The 19454-nt window shown below is 40.2% G+C and carries 20 protein-coding genes, 3 tRNA genes and 1 pseudogene; 4 read left to right on the top strand and 20 right to left on the bottom strand.

Features of this window, described 5'->3' with window-relative positions; genetic code table 11:
- Window positions 1-44: 44 nt before the first annotated feature.
- From CDO33_RS08155 to dapF, 4 genes are all read right to left on the bottom strand, one after another.
- The gene (locus CDO33_RS08155) at window positions 45-623 is read right to left on the bottom strand and encodes a uracil-DNA glycosylase (RefSeq protein ID WP_242973939.1); all 579 of its coding nucleotides are present in this window, start codon (window positions 621-623) and stop codon (window positions 45-47) included.
- A 257-nt stretch (window positions 624-880) separates the two neighbouring features.
- Entirely contained in the window at window positions 881-1885 is a 1005-nt protein-coding gene (locus CDO33_RS08150) for an LCP family protein (protein WP_103082407.1), read from the bottom strand.
- Between the two features lie 319 nt (window positions 1886-2204).
- Window positions 2205-3440 carry an LL-diaminopimelate aminotransferase gene (locus tag CDO33_RS08145; RefSeq protein WP_103082408.1) on the bottom strand — a complete coding sequence of 412 codons (1236 nt, stop codon included), beginning with the start codon at window positions 3438-3440 and terminating at the stop codon, window positions 2205-2207.
- A 58-nt stretch (window positions 3441-3498) separates the two neighbouring features.
- On the bottom strand, window positions 3499-4332 hold the full coding sequence (dapF, locus tag CDO33_RS08140; protein ID WP_103082409.1) for a diaminopimelate epimerase: 834 nt from the start codon (window positions 4330-4332) through the stop codon (window positions 3499-3501).
- Window positions 4333-4608: 276 nt separating this feature from the next.
- On the opposite strand from dapF, the gene CDO33_RS08135 reads away from it, so the two are divergent.
- Window positions 4609-5073, top strand: a complete 465-nt coding sequence (locus CDO33_RS08135; protein WP_103082410.1) for a GtrA family protein — start codon at window positions 4609-4611, stop codon at window positions 5071-5073.
- Between the two features lie 561 nt (window positions 5074-5634).
- Window positions 5635-6423 carry a hypothetical protein gene (locus CDO33_RS08130; protein ID WP_103082411.1) on the top strand — a complete coding sequence of 263 codons (789 nt, stop codon included), beginning with the start codon at window positions 5635-5637 and terminating at the stop codon, window positions 6421-6423.
- A 100-nt stretch (window positions 6424-6523) separates the two neighbouring features.
- Here the strand turns inward: CDO33_RS08130 and CDO33_RS08125 are convergent.
- Window positions 6524-6608: transfer RNA gene (locus tag CDO33_RS08125), tRNA-Tyr, on the bottom strand.
- 3 nt (window positions 6609-6611) lie between these two features.
- Window positions 6612-6687: transfer RNA gene (locus tag CDO33_RS08120), tRNA-Thr, on the bottom strand.
- 204 nt (window positions 6688-6891) lie between these two features.
- Between CDO33_RS08120 and CDO33_RS08115 the strand changes: the two genes are divergently transcribed.
- Window positions 6892-6975: transfer RNA gene (locus CDO33_RS08115), tRNA-Leu, on the top strand.
- Between the two features lie 61 nt (window positions 6976-7036).
- A complete protein-coding gene (locus tag CDO33_RS08110) occupies window positions 7037-7456 on the top strand; it encodes a zinc ribbon domain-containing protein (RefSeq protein WP_338053262.1) in 420 nt (139 codons plus the stop codon).
- Window positions 7457-7492: 36 nt separating this feature from the next.
- On the opposite strand, the gene recO is transcribed toward CDO33_RS08110, so the two are convergent.
- The 14 genes and pseudogenes from recO to CDO33_RS21245 form a co-directional block, all read right to left on the bottom strand.
- A complete protein-coding gene (gene recO / locus CDO33_RS08105; protein WP_479690741.1) occupies window positions 7493-8269 on the bottom strand; it encodes a DNA repair protein RecO in 777 nt (258 codons plus the stop codon).
- Between the two features lie 21 nt (window positions 8270-8290).
- The gene (locus CDO33_RS08100; protein ID WP_103082413.1) at window positions 8291-8431 is read right to left on the bottom strand and encodes a YqzL family protein; all 141 of its coding nucleotides are present in this window, start codon (window positions 8429-8431) and stop codon (window positions 8291-8293) included.
- Between the two features lie 137 nt (window positions 8432-8568).
- The gene (gene era, locus CDO33_RS08095) at window positions 8569-9462 is read right to left on the bottom strand and encodes a GTPase Era (protein ID WP_103082414.1); all 894 of its coding nucleotides are present in this window, start codon (window positions 9460-9462) and stop codon (window positions 8569-8571) included.
- A gap of 216 nt (window positions 9463-9678) precedes the next feature.
- Window positions 9679-10074: a cytidine deaminase gene (cdd, locus tag CDO33_RS08090; protein WP_103082415.1), complete on the bottom strand. Its 396-nt coding sequence runs from the start codon at window positions 10072-10074 to the stop codon at window positions 9679-9681.
- A 102-nt stretch (window positions 10075-10176) separates the two neighbouring features.
- Entirely contained in the window at window positions 10177-10569 is a 393-nt protein-coding gene (locus CDO33_RS08085) for a diacylglycerol kinase family protein (RefSeq protein ID WP_103082416.1), read from the bottom strand.
- The gene (gene ybeY / locus CDO33_RS08080) at window positions 10569-11054 is read right to left on the bottom strand and encodes an rRNA maturation RNase YbeY (protein ID WP_103082417.1); all 486 of its coding nucleotides are present in this window, start codon (window positions 11052-11054) and stop codon (window positions 10569-10571) included. Before ybeY ends, CDO33_RS08085 begins: the two co-directional genes overlap by 1 nt.
- Complete coding sequence (locus CDO33_RS08075; protein ID WP_242973359.1) at window positions 11005-13278, bottom strand: HD family phosphohydrolase; 2274 nt, start codon at window positions 13276-13278, stop codon at window positions 11005-11007. Before CDO33_RS08075 ends, ybeY begins: the two co-directional genes overlap by 50 nt.
- A 38-nt stretch (window positions 13279-13316) precedes the next feature.
- On the bottom strand, window positions 13317-14288 hold the full coding sequence (locus CDO33_RS08070; protein ID WP_103082418.1) for a PhoH family protein: 972 nt from the start codon (window positions 14286-14288) through the stop codon (window positions 13317-13319).
- Window positions 14289-15485: a sporulation protein YqfD gene (gene yqfD / locus CDO33_RS08065; protein WP_103082419.1), complete on the bottom strand. Its 1197-nt coding sequence runs from the start codon at window positions 15483-15485 to the stop codon at window positions 14289-14291.
- 20 nt (window positions 15486-15505) lie between these two features.
- Window positions 15506-15826, bottom strand: coding sequence for a sporulation protein YqfC (yqfC, locus tag CDO33_RS08060; protein ID WP_103082420.1), 321 nt, complete (start codon window positions 15824-15826; stop codon window positions 15506-15508).
- 143 nt (window positions 15827-15969) lie between these two features.
- A complete protein-coding gene (pdaA, locus tag CDO33_RS08055) occupies window positions 15970-16923 on the bottom strand; it encodes a delta-lactam-biosynthetic de-N-acetylase (protein WP_103082421.1) in 954 nt (317 codons plus the stop codon).
- Between the two features lie 178 nt (window positions 16924-17101).
- On the bottom strand, window positions 17102-17803 hold the full coding sequence (locus CDO33_RS08050) for a DUF881 domain-containing protein (protein WP_242973940.1): 702 nt from the start codon (window positions 17801-17803) through the stop codon (window positions 17102-17104).
- Entirely contained in the window at window positions 17800-18531 is a 732-nt protein-coding gene (locus CDO33_RS08045; protein WP_103082422.1) for a DUF881 domain-containing protein, read from the bottom strand. The genes CDO33_RS08050 and CDO33_RS08045 overlap by 4 nt, the downstream gene beginning before the upstream one ends.
- Window positions 18532-19040: 509 nt before the next feature.
- Window positions 19041-19454 (bottom strand): annotated as a pseudogene (locus tag CDO33_RS21245) (FAD-dependent oxidoreductase).

Below are 19454 nucleotides of genomic sequence, written 5' to 3'. Positions count from 1 at the left end.
CATTTTCACATAAATCCGCTTTCAATATTCTTATTTTATGTCTTCTAAACCTTTTTAGTTATTTCATCAAATTTCAGCTTCACTTTTTTTAAATCGTCCCACATTAACAGCTTCTTCGACTCATCCCTTAAAAGTGCCGCAGGATGGAATGTGGGCATAATCCAGCACTCTTTCTTCTCCATCTTTCTTTCTATCCACTGTCCTCTTATTTGAGTAATTCGCGCATTTTTGTCCACTATATACTTCATGGCAGTAGCACCAAGGCATACTATAATCTGCGGCTTTATCAAATAAACCTGATTTCTCAAATAATCCAAGCACTTATTGGCTTCCTCGTCTGTAGGTACACGGTTCCCTGGCGGTCTGCATTTTACTATATTTGCTATGTAATAGTCATCAGCATCAAACATCAGGGCTTCCAGAAGCAAATCCAGCAATTGGCCTGCCGGTCCCACAAAAGGTTTACCCTGCAAATCCTCCTGTTCCCCAGGCCCTTCACCTACGAACATAAGTGTCGCCTTAGGGTTCCCTCGCCCTATGACTATGTTCGTCCTGGTGCTCCCCAGAGGGCATTTATAGCAGTTGGTACACTCCCTGATAAGATCCTCCCAGTTATTATGCAAAATCATACTCCCCTTATAAAATCAAAAGTATCATTAATTTTCTCTTTTATCTTAGATTATAGCATACAGGAATTAAAGACTAAAGCTATTAAGCTGATAACTGCCAAGGATCTGCGGTATGCTGTATACAGCTCTTTAGGTTTCAGGCAATTAAGCCTTCCGTGAAAAAAAAAAAATTTATGAAGTTTAAGAGTTTTATGAAGTTTAATCCTTTTAACATTTTTAACATTTTCTTATACTTTTAGCACTTTCCCTTATTAAAAAAAGTAATCATTAATAAGCTCCCTGGTTTTTTGCCTGTCATAAATATAATACCAGGTTTTATTTGTATAAACGGATTCGCCCGGAAGGGTGAAAGTTTTTGTTTTTTCATATCTTATTTTGACTAAGCCGTCAAGATAATAATTTACGTCCGATATCTCTATGTTGGTTTTCACATAATCCTTCAGTATCAAAAATATATCATCGATTTTCGAAAGATACTTGATCTTCGCTTTTTGCGCAATCAGCGCCTTAATCAACTGCTGCTGGGCACTTATACGGTCAATATCCCCATTGATATACCCGACCCCTTTCCTGTTTCCTTTTCTGTACCTTACAAACTGAATCGCTTTTTCACCATCCAGAACCTGGCGGCCTTTTTTCAAGTGTATATGCAGGTTTTGCTGGGGGTCATCATAATCCATATCAAAGGGCACTTCCATCTCAACACCACCCAATACATCTATCACCTTTTTAAAGCCTTTGAAATCAAGCGTTATATAATAGGGTATGGAAAGACCGGTGATTTCTTCAACCTTGTCCATAATCATCCGCTCCCCACCCATTCCTATCAAAGCGTTAATTTTTGTGTATTTACCCCTTGCCCGTACTCTCGTGTCCCGTGCCACAGATAGCAGATTCAAGTTTCCATTATCGGTATTGAGATTTGCCAGTATAATAACATCTGACCTTTCCCCATATTCATCCAGTCCTAAAATGAGCACATTTACATGGTCGTACACAGCCGGACCAGGATCGAGCGTATCCCCCTTTTGCGGCATGAAAAAAGGAATGCCGGTATTGCTATCAGTATTCTTCCTGACTGTTTCAGAATGCTGATTTCTTTCATACTTAACCTGTTCATTCCTGAGGGGGTTGTCTTTTCCGCTATCCTGGTTTCCCATCGTTTTATTGATAATGGAAAGCGCATATATACCCTCTATAAAAAATCCTGTTATAATAAATGCACAAACCAAAAAGATATATCTACGTGTTTTCATGGTTCTCCTCTTAAATGCTCTCTAATAGTAACTGGTTGATCATTCTTTAGCTATAAAATAAGATTTGCCGCATGTTCCTGCCATAAGCACGGAGCTCTTTCAAAAAATCACATTCATTCAAAGCAAAAGCTAAATGTACTATTTAAACCTATCCGTTTTTAGCGGCAAATTTTAAAGCAATACTTTGATAAGTCACCCATATAATTATTATGTAGTTTTGAAATTAGATGGATACTGGAACAATAAATCGCAATTGGAATAAAAAAACTTGGATGCATTTCATACACCCAAGTTTTCATATGCTTTATTTGATTTCCTGCTAAATTTTTAATTTTGTTCTGAATCTTTCCACAGCTTCTTCCGTGTTCTCTCTGCTTCCAAAAGCCGTCAGCCTGAAGTATCCTTCTCCGCTGGGGCCAAATCCTACTCCCGGAGTTCCCACAACATTTATTTCCTTCAGCAGCTTGTCAAAAAATGCCCAAGAGTCCATTCCCTTCGGTGTTTTCAACCATATATAAGGGGAATTTACTCCTCCGAAAACCTGAATGCCTATACTTTGCAGTCCTTCCCGGATTATCCTGGCATTTTCCATATAATAGCCGATCAGCTCCTTAACTTGCTGCTGACCTTCTTCTGAATATACAGCTTCCGCACCCCTCTGCACTATATAGGAAACTCCGTTGAATTTGGTGGCCTGCCTTCTGTACCACATCCTGTTGAGGGAGCATGCCTCTCCCGAAGCGGTATATGCAGTTACCTCCTTTGGTATTACTGTGTAAGCACACCTCGTTCCTGTAAATCCCGCAGTTTTGGAAAAGCTCCTGAATTCTATCGCCACTTCCCTTGCCCCTTCCACTTCATATATGCTGTGGGGGACGTCCTTTTCATGTATAAATGCTTCGTAGGCAGAATCAAAAAGAATGATGGCCTTGTTTTTCCTTGCATAATCAACCCATGCTTTCAGCTGTTCTTTGGTTAGCGTCATACCTGTAGGGTTGTTGGGAAAACAGAGATATATCAAGTCAACCTTTTCTTTGGGAAGCTCCGGTATAAAGTTGTTTTCCGCCGTGCAGGAGAGATATACCACATTGCTCCATTTTCCATCGCTCCCAAGCGCTCCCGTTCTTCCGGCCATTACATTGCTGTCCACATATACCGGGTAAACCGGGTCTGTAACCGCAATTTTATTATTCACTCCAAACAGTTCCTGTATATTTGCCGTATCGCTTTTAGCACCGTCACTAACAAAAACTTCGTCCCTCTCCACTTTGATGCCGCGCTTTTTATAGTCTACTTCGATTATTTTCTCTATCAGAAAATCATAGCCTTCATATTCGGGGTACCCCTGGAAGGTTTCCACATGTCCCATTTCATCTACTGCTTTGTGCATCGCTTCTATGCTGGCTTGTGGCAGAGGTCGTGTTACATCCCCTATACCAAGCCTTATAATCTTAGCCTCCGGATGCTCGCTTTTGTAGGCATTTACCCTTTTTGCAATTTCAGCAAACAAATAGTTGCCGGGTAGCTTCAAATGATTTTCGTTAACTAATGCCATAAGATTCTCCTTCCACTTAATGATAATATATTACATTGGACTTATTCCGCTTCGTGAACTACAGGTCTATCTCACCGTCAAAAACCTTAACTGCAGGACCGGTCATGTAAACATGATTGTCTTCCTGTTTCCATTCGATCAGCAAATCTCCTCCCAAAAGCTTTATGGTAGCTTTTCTTTCACTGATGCCATTTAATACTGAAGCAACCAGTACCGCACACGCTCCTGTGCCGCAGGCCAGAGTTTCTCCGGCTCCTCTTTCCCAAACCCTCATTTTAAGAGTATTTCTATCTATCACCTGAACAAACTCAGCATTCACTTTTCTGGGGAAAAGGCTGTGGGTTTCCATCTTTGGACCATAAAAATGCAGGTCAAATTCGTCAACATCGGAAACATAGCTTACAGCATGGGGATTCCCCATGGATACGCTTGTTACATCAAAAACCCTGTCTCCAACTGTAACCGGTTCAGATATGAACCTGTCCTTAGCGCTGTTTACAGGTATCTTTGCAGGTTCCAGCACCGGTTCACCCATGTCAACCCGTACCATTTCGACCTTGCTGCCGGAAACCACCATGTCGAGTTCTTTAATTCCGGCCAGGGTTTCAATATTTATTCTGCTCTTATCAGTAAGTCCGTTATCGTAAACATACTTGCCCACACATCGTATAGCATTTCCACACATTTCAGCTTCTGAACCGTCGGAATTGAACATCCTCATTCTGAAATCCGCCTTGTCACTGGGGAGAATAAGCACAATACCGTCCGAGCCTATGCCGAAATGTCTGTCGCTTAAAAATCTTGCTGCTTTCGGGATATCATTTATTTCATAGTTGAGGCAATTTATGTAAATATAGTCATTGCCCAACCCTTGCATTTTTGTAAACCTCATCATGCACCTCCTAATGCAAATAGCAATTTATAACTTTTTGACATTAACTGTACAGTTATTGATATTTCAATATTTATACGGTTTACTACATGATACTGCACTCAATCAAACTTAAGCTTAATTGAAGGATTTGATTTTCATTCTTGCATTTCTCATGAATTATTATAACATATTATATGGATATGGCAATGAAATTTTGCAGTAATTAAGCACTTTGTTTAATTTACGAATAGGTTGTATAATAATTGATAGCAAAGGATAGGAGTGTACTATAAAATGACCACCGGTAAGAAAGGAAATATGTCAATACAGTCTTTTTCATTAAAATTTAAAGATCATAAGATAATAAAGCTGATACTGGACAAGGAAACACAAACCCAGCTCCTTCGCTATCTGATAAGCGGATTTACCGCCTTTGGAACCGAATACTTATTGTTTGCCACACTGTACTCCTATGCCGGCATATCTTCCGGCATTTCCAACTCCATAGCCATGGCTGCAGGGTTTATCATAAGCTTTACTTTAAACAGGAAATGGTCTTTCAAATCAAAGGAGAATTTAATAAAGCAGCTGTTGATGTTCGGAGCCCTGTTTGGAATCAATCTGTTCATATCCAATAACGCAATAAAAATTCTGTCGGGCACTTTCAGGATATCTCCCCTGTTTTCCAAGCTGATTATAATGTGCGCCATAGTTTTATGGAACTTTGTAATTTACAGGAAGTTGATTTACAGAAATTAGGTTTTGTAATACAGCCATACGTCAATCGAGCTTTTCCCTAATATTAAGTGAGATTATAATAATATAATAAAAAGCAAGATACAGCTCATTTTTGTCTAAAAATATAAAATTGATTTCAAATGTTTGATAGCCGGAGTCGAGGTAAGTATCTGTTGTTTTAAAACCAGGTACTTACGCACTGGTGGCTTGACTTACTTACGGACCATCTGGGAATATCACCTGATTTGCTTCTTTAGTTTGCCCACCAAGCATTCAAGCCTATGATGTGTGAGTTGGTCATAGAAGCCTATCAGGTGATCGTTATCGGCATAGTACTATACAGATGCTCACTGCTGAGCTTCTGACTTTCTTTGATTATGCAGCTTGCTATTTATACTTTATTGCTACATTCATCATCTTTGCATATTTCTTTTCAATAAATTAACAATTTTTTGACTTTATGTTGCATTTTACCTATTTTAATGTCATTATTATATGAAGATGTACGCAAATTCTTACTTCTCATAGGAATTATACTCATCAGAAATTATTCATAAGTTTATTCGAAAGGAGATATCTCTATTGATTAAAAAGAATATGTTTTTTATTTCTCTATACTTTATATCGATATTCTTTCTGTTTATAGGTTGTTCATCTTCTGGCATGAATAACAATATCAATGAGTCAATTGAAGCAAAAATAGTAGAGCCACCAATTACTCAAAAAGAATTTTACGATGCATTTACACTGCTCAATGATAAACTAACCGAAGAACAAAAAATCAATAGCTTAAATGTTCAAAAAGAGCTTTTTGAAACCGGTCCGATCCTATCACTTTATATGGATGGTGATGCCCAATATATTATTTCTTGGATTGATGGCGGTAAGATTTTGATATTCTTCAAAACAGAGAATTCAAAGATAAAACCTCTTTACATGAATGTAGCCCCGATAAAGGCGGTTAAGCTGCTGGGAGAATGTCCGGAAGGTGGAATACGTCTGGTGGAAGTAACATCATATGGTGCCAGTGCCTCTTACCAAAGAGAAAACGTAGAAGTTTTTGCGATAAACGGAGATAATGTAACATCCGTCTGGGATTATGATACTATGAAAGCCTATTCACATCCTGTTGAAGGAAAAAAACTTTTTGAATTCGTAATTGAAACCAGTTCGTTTAGATATTCTCCTTGGTATCAAACCAAGCCTGGATATGATGAAAAGGACATTATGAGAATCATAGTAAACGAAACCAAAGAGGTTATTCATACCTCTTCCGGCGATTTAAACAAAGTGGTTTCTACCAATAAAACAAACTCACAAAAAACATTCGTATGGGATAATTCTCAACTTAAATTCATTGAAAAAACGTAGCTTTCGCAAGCCACCTTTTTTAAGCAAATAACTTTTTAATCAAATAACAAAAGCCCGAATTTATCGGGCTTTTTTAGGCTAGATTTTGTAGCCATTTTTGTGGTGGGGAGAGATGGATTCGAACCATCGAAGTCAGTGACAACAGATTTACAGTCTGCCCCCTTTGGCCACTCGGGAATCTCCCCATATGGAGCTGGTGGACGGAATCGAACCCCCGACCTGCTGATTACAAGTCAGCTGCTCTACCTGCTGAGCTACACCAGCGTATATAATTGTCCTTGAGCGTTTCTGCGGTTGTTTTTCGCAACTGCTTAATTATATTAACATGAGTTTTAGCAAAATGTCAACACTTTATTATAATAATTTTTAAGAAAATTTTCTTAAAAATTTTATAAATTCGGTATTGACATAAATATAGTATGCTAGTATAATTGATAATGCGCTTGTGAGTTACAAGCCTTAAAACAAGCGGTCGTGGCGGAACTGGCAGACGCGTACGTTTGAGGGGCGTATGGTAATCCCGTATGGGTTCAAGTCCCATCGACCGCACCAGAGAAGAACTATTGAATAATCAGTAGTTCTTTTTTTGCATATACGGATATTTATTTCTCTCATGTATTTGCTTCGTACATGTAACCAAAAGAAAGGATGCCGCCGGGATATGTTTTTCATCGGAATCTTCGGGATAGATCAGGCAAGTAAGCCATCAGGCATGGCCAACAATGTAATATGCCCTGCCTGTGAAGCCCTTACCCGATTTGAGATAAGTAAAACCTATTCTTATTTTCATATATTCTTCATACCCGTCTTCAAATGGAATGTACGGTATTATGTCAAATCTGCCTGCTGCGGCAGCTTGTATGAGCTTGACCCTGTAATAGGCGCAGAATATGAGAAGGGCCGAAATCCTGAAATCCGGCAGGAACATTTGCGCCCTGTGAGCCAATATATGCCCTTTAAGGTATGCTCCCATTGCGGCGCCAGATTTGATTCCGGTTACAGCTTTTGCCCTTACTGCGGAAAAAAACTGTGATGCAAGTTTGAGGTCCATATCTTCCCCCAACCAACATCACAGGTTGATTGATCTCAGAAAATCCAGCTTTGTGTAATCATGCTCCAATCTTTCCCTAAGATATCTCCGGTTGATTATACCAAGCTCCCGGAGCACTTCGGGGGAAGTGCCAAACTTGAACAAGTCCCCTATATTCGCGTGCACTATATAGTATAAGGCTTTTGCTGTCCCTGTAGATATTTCCATAGCAGATTCGTCGGAAGGCTTGCACCTTCCGCAAACAAACCCGCATTTTTGAAAGCTGAAGGAAATACCGTCCAGGTTCTCACTTCCGCATTGAATACAGCCGTTAACATAAGGTGCATATCCAAGCATGGATAATAGACGAAGTTCAAAAATTCTGGTTACCAATTCCGGTGATTTTTGAGTTTTTGAAAGTATGTACAGGGTGTTCAGATAAAGCTGAAGCACCCTTGGTGACGGTTGATTTTCCTGTATTACGTCATTTATAATATCCGTAATATGCGCTGCATGAGTAAGTCTTACTATATCGTTGCGCAATTCATAAAATGGCTCAATTATATCACAGGTGTTAATAGAATAGATGTCACTGCCTTTAAACAGTATAAAGTCGCTGTAGCACAAAAGCTGTGTGCCTGCCGCCAGCCTGCTTTTAGGACGTTTTGATCCTTTAGCTGCCGCGGAGATCTTACCTTTGCTGTTGGAGAATATAGTGACAATTCTATCGGCTTCACCTGTATTGGTTTCCTTGATAACTATACCCTTTGTTCTTAAATAGCTCATCTTTTCTTCCCTGATTTCAGCATTTAACATGCTTGCTTCGATAGGACTAATCTATTTGCTTGCGGCAACCTCTTCTTTGGCAAGAGCATTGTTTTCCTGGATTTTGTCGTGGGCTTCAATTTCTTTATAAAATACATATGCATCTACACTGCCGGTTTTTTCAAAAGCACTCCATGCAAATTCCTTTAACATAAATGTGAATCCCCCTTTTTTGTCTTTTGTAATTTTTATCAGCTAATATTAGATTACACTAAAAAATATTTTGTATACTTGAAAATTTTATATATCTTCAAAGTTCACATATATGTTAAATGCGCATTAGGCAGTGCTTATTTTCTGTAGCCCAGCGTTTTCAACATGGCATCACTGTTTCTCCAGTCATCTTTTACCTTTACCCATAATCTCAGGTAAACTCTGGTTCCAAGGAACCTTTCTATATCTTCTCTTGACCGGCTTCCTATCTTCTTCAACATCCTGCCTTCCTTACCTATTATTATAGCTTTATGGCTTTCTTTTTCGCAATAAATGGTTGCGTCAATGTCTATTAATTCCTTATTGGTCCTTTCCTTGAAAGAAATAACCTCTATGCCTGTACCATGAGGAACTTCATCGGATAGCAGCTCGAGGATCTTTTCCCTTATCAGTTCGGCTACTATTGCCTTTTCCGGTTGGTCGGTAAGCATATCATCAGGAAAGTATTTCGGACCATCAGGAAGCCTCTTGCGGATTTCCTTCAGGACTATGTCAATGCCCTCGTTATTGACAGCCGATATAGGAATGATCTCAGCAAAATCCATCAAGTTTTTATAATTTGCAATGACCGCCAGCAATTGCTCCTTTTTGACCAGGTCAATTTTATTAATCAACAGGAAAACCGGTGTTTTTAAGTCTTTGAGCTGTTCTATTATATATTGGTCTCCAGCTCCCGGTGCGGAATCGGTGGCTTCCACGAGAAACAATACAATATCCACTTCGTTTAGGGATTCCTGCACAACACTGATCATATACTCGCCAAGTTTTGTTTTGGGTTTATGCACCCCGGGAGTGTCAATGAAAATGATCTGAGAATCCTCATCGGTAATCACAGCTTTTATGGAATTACGGGTAGTCTGGGGTTTTTCCGATATTATGGCAATCTTTTCACCAGCAAACCTGTTTAACAGGGTTGATTTGCCTACATTTGGCCTACCTACTATTGTAACAAATCCTGACTTGAAACTCATACTTCCTCCTTAATTTTATGTAAATGAATTATTTCTGTCATTTTTCTCTGCCGATCCAATTCACCGGCAGCAATTTCCGTATATACAGCAAAACCACTCATGCTTGCAAAGCACAGTCAATAATAAAAACAGCATTCATATTTTCGTATTAACACATTGGAAGATAAAAGCTCTCCTGTACCACCATATCCTTTGCTGCCAGAGCCTCGAAAAGCTTTATTTTGCTCTATCCAAACCGAAGGAGTGGGGCAACAGCTCCCCCAGGGTATAAACTTCATATTCGCCTTTGCTTTTGCCGCATAAAATCTTCATTTCAGCATTTCCGAACTCTGCCATTACCTGGCGGCATATGCCGCAGGGAAAAACCGTTTCTTCACTGCTGCTGGCTACAGCAACCGCTTGTATTCGCTTTTCACCCTCCGACACGGCTTTGAATATCGCTACCCTTTCGGCACAACATGTAGCGCCGTAAGATGCATTTTCAATGTTTGCACCGGTATAGACCCTGCCGTTACCAGAAAGCACTGCAGCCCCCACCCTGAAACCGGAATAGGGAGCATAGGCCTTTTGCATTGCTTCTTCTGCCATTTTAATAAGTTCTGAATAATCCATGGCAATCCCCCCGATTTCTATGAAACAACCAGAATTTATCATATATTAAATCAACATTTAATGCTCTATTTATAGTTATTGGCAATACTACCCCATTCATATTCAATGAAGGATTACCCGCTCAATTAAAGCTTTTACATCTTCAATCACTCTGTTAAAAAATATGACATATCCGACCACCAAGGACATAACAGCCGACAGCAAGACGGCACCGGCAGCCACATCCTTTATTATTTTCGCTTTTGGATGGTATACATCCACAATTATATCCACCAACGCTTCTATCCCTGTATTTAACAGCTCGCACACTATCACAAGGGCAACTGTAATACATAGGATGAGAAATTCTGTTTTTTCAATTCTATAATACAGGCCGAGGAGCATTACGCATATTCCTGCTGTCATATGTATCTTCAAGTTACGTTCATTCCGGACAGCATATACTATTCCGTTTATCGCATTTTTAAAGCTGTCGGCAATCCTTTTGTTTTTCATTATCTTGCCAGCCCCATTTTTGATAAAACAGCTTCCTGCTTTTCCATCATGCGTTTCTCCTCTTCCGGCTCCATGTGGTCAAAGCCCAGCAGGTGATAAGATCCATGAGTTACTAGGAAGGCCAGTTCCCTTTCAAAGGAATGACCGTATTCCTCCGCCTGCCTTTTGGCAGTCTCAAGGGAAACTACTATATCTCCAAGAATCAGAGTGTTTTCATCCAGGTCATAATCCCCCTCATCCGATATAATCACACCCTCCTTCATATCCACCATGGGAAAGGACAGAACATCAGTGGGAGAATCGATGTTTCTGTGTTCATTGTTTATTTCCCTTATCTTTTCATCATCCACCAGAAGAATATCTATTTCCGCCGGAAGCGTAAAGCCTTGCAATTCCAGGCTTAACTCAGCAGCATTCCTTATCAGGTTTTCAATTTCATCGGTTATCGCTACTTTGTTTTGCAGATTCTCTATTATTATTGCCATTTGACATACTCCTTCCGCCATACGTCTGAGCATTTCTTTCCGATTCGGCAGCAGCCGGGGTTACCTCCTCTTCCCCTGCCTGGATCTGCTTTATCTTAATCTCAGGATACTCCTGCCTTTCATGGAAAAATCCGCTGAATACTTTTAAAAAGCTTTTTGCAATATCGTCCAGATCCTTTAAGGTCAGGTCGCATTCATCCAACTGCCCGTCATCCAGCTTGTCCTTTATGATTTTTCTTATAAATCCTTCAATCTTTCCTTCGGTTTTATCAGGCATCGATCTTACCGCCGCTTCTACCGAATCTGCCAGCATGACCACCGCCGCTTCCCGGGTGGCGGGTTTCGGTCCGCTGTATCTGAAGTTTTCCTGCTTTACCTCATCAGCCTTTTCATTTTTTAACGCCTTATGGTAAAAATACGCCACCAGTGTAGTACCATGGTGCTGCTTGATTATATCCTTTATAGCCTTAGGGATCTTGTATTTTTCCGCTAATTCAACACCATCACTGGTATGGGAGGTGATCACCAGTGTGCTTAAATTTGCTGTCATCCTGTCATGAGGATTGTCCCCCATCTGGTTTTCCTTGAAGAAATTTGGACGCTTTAATTTACCTACGTCATGGAAATAAGCGCCTACCCTCGCCAGCAATGAATTGCCTCCAATAGCTTCCGTAGCTACTTCGGCCAAGTTTCCTACCATCAAGCTGTGGTGGTAAGTCCCTGGCGCTTCCATAAGAAGCCTTTTTATCAGCGGTTGATTGGGATTGGCCAGCTCCATCAGCTTCATCGGCGTTATTATGTTGAACATGCTTTCCCAGAATGGTAGAAGACCTATGGTTAATACTATCGATACTAATCCATTCAGGAAAACTACAAAACTGTTCCTCAATATAGTATTAAAATCGTCATTATTAATTATTCCCAGGCAGACAATAACCACCACATTTAAAAATGCCACCAGAACACCGCTCATGAACAGTCTATTCCTCTGGTTTGCCTTATACACCAGGAAACCTGAGAAGGAACCGCTTATCAGAGCCATGTATATAAAGCTGATATCCCCTTTTGTCATAAAAGAAATCACAATGGTGAGAATGAAGTTCACTATCATTGCCAGCTTCATATCCAGAAAAACCGATATCAACATGGTGGCTATAAAAATAGGTATTGCCAGCGGAGAGTATTCGATTGCGGCGCGAGCCATCAGAAGCGTAAGCAGAATTATAACCGAAAGAAGCAACAGTTCACTTCTGTCCTCCAGCATCTTTTTGCGGAACATATTCATATAGATCACCAGCAATACACCGGTCAAAATAAGAATTATAAAAATACCGGAAGCCAGACCAAAATCAAATCTGCTCTCCTCCAGCAGATTCAATTCTTCCAGAAGCTGATATTTCTCAAAGGTTATCACATCACCGACGTCCACGATGGTTTTCCCTTTAAGAATTATCTCCTTGTTCTTGGGGTCGTTTCTCGCCTCTTCCTTTTTTTGCTCCGTCAGCTCTTCATCTATAGTTCTATTGGGTTTTAAGATGGAATTTACAATCGATAAGCCAATGTTTTTCATGTCCTGGTTCAATGTTGAATCCAGCACTTTTTTCTGGGCATTATATACATGGGTAGGAAGGTTATCAACAGTAATATCCTGTATTACCGCTTCGTTTACAATGCGCCTCACCGTCTTTTTAAACTCGCTGATGTCGGCGTCGCTCGCTCTTGAAACCAGGTGGGCGGCCTGCTCTTCAGATAAAGTAATGCCAAGATTGTTTGCATTTTCTAAAAGCTTGGCAGCCTCTTTGTTCTGCTCGTTTTCCAATTGCACCTGGTAATTGTAACTTTCCTTGGTTATTCCCTTCTGTATAAGATTATTTACCACATCATCCCTGGCGGTATCTATGGCTGCCAGAAAATCATTCAGGCAGTTAACCACATCTATAGAAGCTCCTATTATTTCAATCATAACAGGCTCTGTGGCATCGGCAGCCGCCTCTGCATTCAATTTTGTCCTGTATTTGTTCTCTATATCCCTGGTGGCAATAATCTTGCTTTTTGACACTTCATTCAGCTTTAAGTTGTATTTTTCCGGAGTTGCTCCACTTTCAACAATAATAAAAGCTATAATCAAAGTAACAATCCCTATAAATATCCTTTGAAACTTTATGTTTCTCAGGAACCGGACTGCCTTGACCCGCTTCTTAGAATTCTTATCTTTAGAACCCACTGACAACCCCCCAAAAAAAGATCAAATAATGTTCTTTTCTATTTCCCTTCCTTTTTTTCATACTTTTCGTATGCTTTTATTATCTTCTGTACGAGCTCATGCCGCACCACATCCATTTCCGACAGGTAAGCAAATCCTATGCCATCTATATCCTTCAAAATTTTTTGTATCTCTTTTAAGCCGGATTTTTTATCCTTGGGCAAATCTATTTGTGTAATATCTCCGGTTATCACGGCTTTGGAATTAAACCCGATCCTGGTAAGAAACATCTTCATCTGCTCGGGAGTAGTGTTCTGAGCCTCGTCGAGGATAATAAACGAATCATCCAGTGTCCTTCCCCTCATATAAGCAAGAGGAGCCACTTCAATCATGCCTTTTTCGAGGTATTTCAAGTAGGATTCCGCACCCATGATTTCATAAAGGGCGTCATACAACGGCCTCAGATACGGGTCAACCTTGTTTTGCAAGTCACCGGGCAGGAAGCCCAGCTTTTCCCCGGCTTCAACTGCCGGCCTTGTAAGAATGATCCTGTCAACCTCTTTGTTCCTAAAGGCAGTTACGGCCATAGCCACTGCAAGGAATGTTTTCCCCGTGCCGGCCGGACCGATTCCAAACACAATATCATTTTGCTTTATTTTTTCCACATAAACCTTTTGTCCGTGGGTTTTAGCCTTTATTTGCTTGCCTCTGGCAGTAAGGCAGATATATTCATTCATGAAATCGCTCATGTATTCTAAGTGTCCGTCCTTTACCAGCTGGACAAGATAACTTACACTTTGCTTGGTTATCGTATCTCCCTTGCTGGAGACTTCTATAAGCCTCTTTATTATCAGCTCTGCCTTATCCACTGCATCTGCATCGCCGACAATCCTTATCTCCGTGTCCCTGGATATAACTTTTACATTCAGGGCATCCTCAATGATGCGAATGTTTTCATCAAAATTTCCAAACAGGTTTATCGCATTCTCCATGCTATCATATTCTACAGTTTTTTCTGTGAGTTTTTCCAATCAATTTCCTCCAATCGCTTTTTCCACGCCGATATCTTCGAGACATTCAATTAGAACCACGGCTGTCAGTTTCCCATTTTCATCCTCAGTGAATTTCAAATCAGTTTTTACAATCTGAGCGCTTTCAGGGATTTCTTCTGCCAGCTCCTGTCTTGCTTTTTCGGCTGCTATAGATTTGGCTTCATCCAAATCTATTTCCTTCTTTATTATATTATTTTCATAAAAGGTTTCAATAATTATTGCAAAAGGCAAAACTAAATCTTCGCCAATTGACAGTTCTTTTTTAATTTCTACTTTTTCATAATTTTGGAAAGGAACCTGTTTACTTTGCAAACTCAACCTCTTATTGAACAATTCCAGGCTGTATATGTCTGCTTTTCTTCCCGTCCTTACCTTTTCTTCCGTCACTGTCTCTACTGCCACTTTCTTTTCATACCACGTCCTGGCATTCACGATGCCCATGGCATGAACCTTCTTAGGCGGAACATTCTCGTTGCGGCTTACCACGGTTCCTGAAATCAAAACCTGACCTCTGGTGACAGTATCTCCGGCTTTTACCTGTTGTTGTCCGACCTTTGTGAAAACCGATTTTATCAACCCGTCCCTGGCAGCTACTATATCACATGGCTGATCCTTAGGCAAGGTTTCCGGAGGCTTGACCCTCTCCCGGACTTCCACCCTTACCTTTGTTCCTTTGAGGGATATTTCCACCCATGCCAGTTCTTCCATGTCCATCATTATTTTGTTCACTACTTCATCGGTGTTAATGCCATACTTCAAAACTCCCGGCTTGATGCCGTAATCAGCCAGGTAATCCATTATCGCCTGGGTTTCCAGCTTATTGTTTCCATTTATTTCTACATTCCACACAAAGGATGTCAATACGTAAAAAATTGCTATAAAAATAAAGGCTCCCAGCACGAATGCTTTTCTCTTTTTATATTTATGCACTACAAAGGGAAGACCACATTTCGCCTGTATTCTTACCCTGCAATGGGTCTTCCTGGCTATGTCCCGCAGTTTTTTAAACCCTTTTATGCTTATTTTCAGTGAAATGCGGCTTTTGCTCTGCTTTTTCAAATCCCATAGCAAAATCTGCCGGCGTGTGCATATATTTATAAACTTCTCCAGGAAGTAACCTTCAACTATTATAATAACATATCCGCGTACATAATTCCATAATCTCAGCAGTAACATTTAAACCTCCACCAAGTGCATTACTTTAGGAACTCAAAAGATTCTATGTCACCATCAACCATGATGTCCTCCGATGTGATTTCTTTTATTACGAGCCTGCTTCCGGTTATTTTCACTATGCCGATGCTGGTGTTTATCCTGACCCGTTCCTCGCTGTATTCAATGATTCCCTTATAATTTTCCAGTATGAGGTTTCCGGCACCAACCAAAGTTATCTTGGGCAAATCCAATATAACCTCTTTTGGCAGTTCCAGGATTTCAGTCACTTTCTCCTTTAAGCCGGCACCAGGCTCCTTTTCCTTTTTTTTTCGCTTATTCTGCTTTTTTCTATCCTGTGGCATAATTATCTCCTCTGAACAAAATTTAAAAGTTACTGCAATAGGACATAAAAGTCCTGTTAAACTGCCTCTTTAAGCAGCAAGGAGTAAGAAACTCCAGCTTATTTATGATTAGCTTTAAAGGCCGGATGGTTTTGCCTGCTCCATTAATCATTCCTCTGTTTTAGGCTTTCAGGCAAGAGCTCAATGGGATCTCCTATCTCATATCCCCGTTCTTTTGCCCCTTTAATAATCCTGTCCAGAGCATCGGCATTATCCTTGGATACGGCATGCAATAGCAGTACAGCTCCGTTATGGAGATTTCGCATCACAATATTGTAAGCGTAATCGGCTCCTCTTATCTTATCCCTGTACCAGTCGTCGTAGGCAAAACTCCAGAACAAGTTGCAATATCCCAATTTATATGTTATTGCTAGGGTTTTTTCACTGTATTCCCCTTTGGGAGGTCTTAAGAATCTCATCGGTTTTCCGAATTTCTCTTTGAATGCTCTTTCCAGTCCCAGAACCTCTTCTTCAATTTGACTGTCGCTTATGGTTGGAAGGCTTGGGTGATGTATTGTATGATTGCCGACTATATGGCCCTCCTCCACCATTCTCCTGACCAGGTCCTGGTGTTCCTTGAGGTAAGGACCCGTAATAAAAAAAACTGCTTTTGCATTGTTTGCCTTCAAGGCATCAAGAATCTTTGATGTATATCCGTTCTCATACCCTTCATCAAAAGTGAGATAAATTACTTTCCTGGAAGTATCCCCGATATATGCTCCTCCATACTTGGCTAAAAGCTCAGGAGCGCCGGGATCAGCTGCAGGTATCTGATTATCCGGTTTCCTTGCTATGCCCCATCGCAAAATCCTGTTGTATGACTGACCATTTGCAGCGACATCGACAGCTTCATCAGATCTTTTGCCATCAGCCACAATGCTTCCACCTTCTGAAAGCATCCCACTTATTTCCATACTAAAATCCAAATCATCTTCATCCAGCAGGTATACCCCTCCAAGATCACTCAGGTTAGGGTTATAACTGATTTTTCTGCTTCCTATGTTGATAGCAAAAAGCATGATGCAGAGCAGTAAAAAAATTAAAATATATTTTTTCATCGAAATACCCTCCGGTTATGTAAAAGCCTTAGAATCAATGTCCTGTAGAAATGTCTCTGAAATCTTTAGTACACTGATCCAAGGCTGCAATCTATAATATATATATTGTTTGAACATAAAAAAAATAACAGTTGGAGGTACATCCTCAACTGTTATTCTTAAGTCAAGCTGAACTTTATCAATCATTAACAGGCGTGAGCTTGTCGGTTTTGATTACTGTCCCGTCATCCCTGACTTTAGGAATTTCAATGTTGTCAGATTTTTTTATATCCACCTTTATATGATATATCAGCTCCAGATTCTCCTTTACACCTCCCAGCAATGTGAGAGAACTCTCCAGCTTGTCAGGGTCAGCTATGGCTTTTATGACAAACGGAGGACGCATCTGTTTTCCGTTTATCATGATATAGTTAACCGTGTTTCTCACTTCGCTCATGGCAACTATTCTCTCTCCATTGATGGATATCGCCTGAGCATCGGATGCCCTTAGTTCGTTTATCACGCTTAAAATATGCGTCTCCTCAACATAGCCGTTTTTTTCTATGTTATTGTCCAGAGTTACTATCACCCCCGGACCTTTTACGTCCGTAAGCCCAGCTATCATTTCTGCCCGTGCCAAAGCCTTGCTCAAAGCTGCATAAGCATTGGTAGCATTTTTGTAGTCTTCTATTTCCTTGTTTAACTCATTCAATCTCTGGCTCAGGAGCTCATTTTTATGTTTTTCCGAAAGAAGCTCGTCCATTACTTCCTCTACTCTTTTATAATTCTGCTGTACGCTCTTTTGATTGAAGTTTACACTTTTATATTGCCATGAAACCATTACGCCCAGTATTATACATACCAAAGTTAACGCTATATTCCGGTATATCTTCATCTTCATTTTAGTGTTCCCTCCCCCACTATATCCTTTTGCAGATATTCATACTTTGGTATTATTACTTCATTGGATTTTTTTATGTCCACTCTGATTCTATAGCTTCTCAAAATATATACTATAAAGCTCTCACTTATGCCGTTGTAAAGCATTTCCGGATCTCCGATGACACTTATAACATAGGGTACCGGATAGCGCTTGTTATTAATGAGAATGGTAGGTCCGGCGCATATCTGCTCGCTGGTGGAGACCAACCTTTCGCCATTTATTGATATAGCCTGCGCTCCCAGCTTTTTCAACTCATTCAATATGGTCAAAATATCAGGCTCATGTATTATAAGATCATTGGGGTCCTCAAATGGGTTGTCCGGATTTCTGCCAGGGGCGTCATCCAATTCAATGATGATACCCGGTCCTTTTACATCCGTCAGCCCGGCAATCAAGTTCGTCCTGTCAAGCTTCTCCTTAAGTGCCAGCAGGTATTCGTCCCCTTGACTTTCAATCAGCTCATTCAACAGGTTTTCCCTGTCCTTCTCTGCCAAGCTGATTTGCTCTTCAAGATATTTTGTTTTTTCTTTTTCAGCTTCCAGCTGATCTTTATACAGAACAATCTTGTTTTCCACAGAAAGCTTCTTGCTGTTTACCTTCAAAATGCTCTTAAATTGAACGGACAGTAAGAGGCCAAACATCACGAAAGCTATGAAGAAAACAAGCCTTGTGTCTTTTTTGCTCATACTCCAACCCCTGAAATAAATTAGTTTGTATTTGTATTTTCTACATAAAGTTCCTTGATTCTGTTGCCAAATAGCTTTTATGAAAAGCCAAAATAGTACTTATTTAAATTCTACTTTTAATATAGCGCAATTTCAAGTGGCAGCAGAAAATATCATCCGATGCAAGAGCTGCTGATTCCATTAATTTTAAAGCATAATTTTTTTAGCACTCGGGTTTTTAAATTACCAGATATTGTTATTTTGTAACAGATAAAAATATAGCACTTTAAACACCCAATGTAAAGGGAAATGAACCATAGCAATATTTCAGGTACTCAAAAAGCAGCAAGGCCATAAAACCCCTGCTGCTTTCATAATGTTATAACCAAAGAAGCTTCTGCTTGCTATTGCAAACATGCCGTTGTGGTGGGAAATAAAATCTTTTCTTGCCATAAACCATCACTACCCTCCACTTGTAGATGTGGAAAATATCTTCAAGCCTTTGCTATATTTCCAGTTTCGCTTCCTCTTTAATGAGAATTCTTTGAATTTCCATGTACATCTACTTCCAGTGCCTTTTGTTCATACTTTACTGCGAGATATGCATCTACACCTCCAGCTTGACCTACAGCTCCCGCAATAGTAGTCGTCCTGATCGCCCCCTGAGCTTTAAAGGTTGCGGAAATGCATCTGCCTACTGTGATAAGGTTTGCATTCCTGTTATTTATCAGACACCTGTAAGGTATACTATACATGCATCCCTATGTGATATTATCCTCATCCTTTACCACCTCTTCTTTGCCATCAGGGCTATGAACATCAATAGGGTAACCTCCGTGAGCAATCACATCTTCAAACCTTCGCGCAGACACAATATCCTCCCTGGTTAAGGTATATACTCCTTTGATCTGGCGTGAACTTCTAATGCTTATAGTAGGTTGCAT

Source organism: Clostridium thermosuccinogenes, assembly GCF_002896855.1.
In the GTDB taxonomy this organism is placed as follows: domain Bacteria; phylum Bacillota; class Clostridia; order Acetivibrionales; family DSM-5807; genus Pseudoclostridium; species Pseudoclostridium thermosuccinogenes.
Note: the sequence above shows the minus strand (reverse complement) of the source record. Positions and strands in the feature narration are given on the sequence as shown.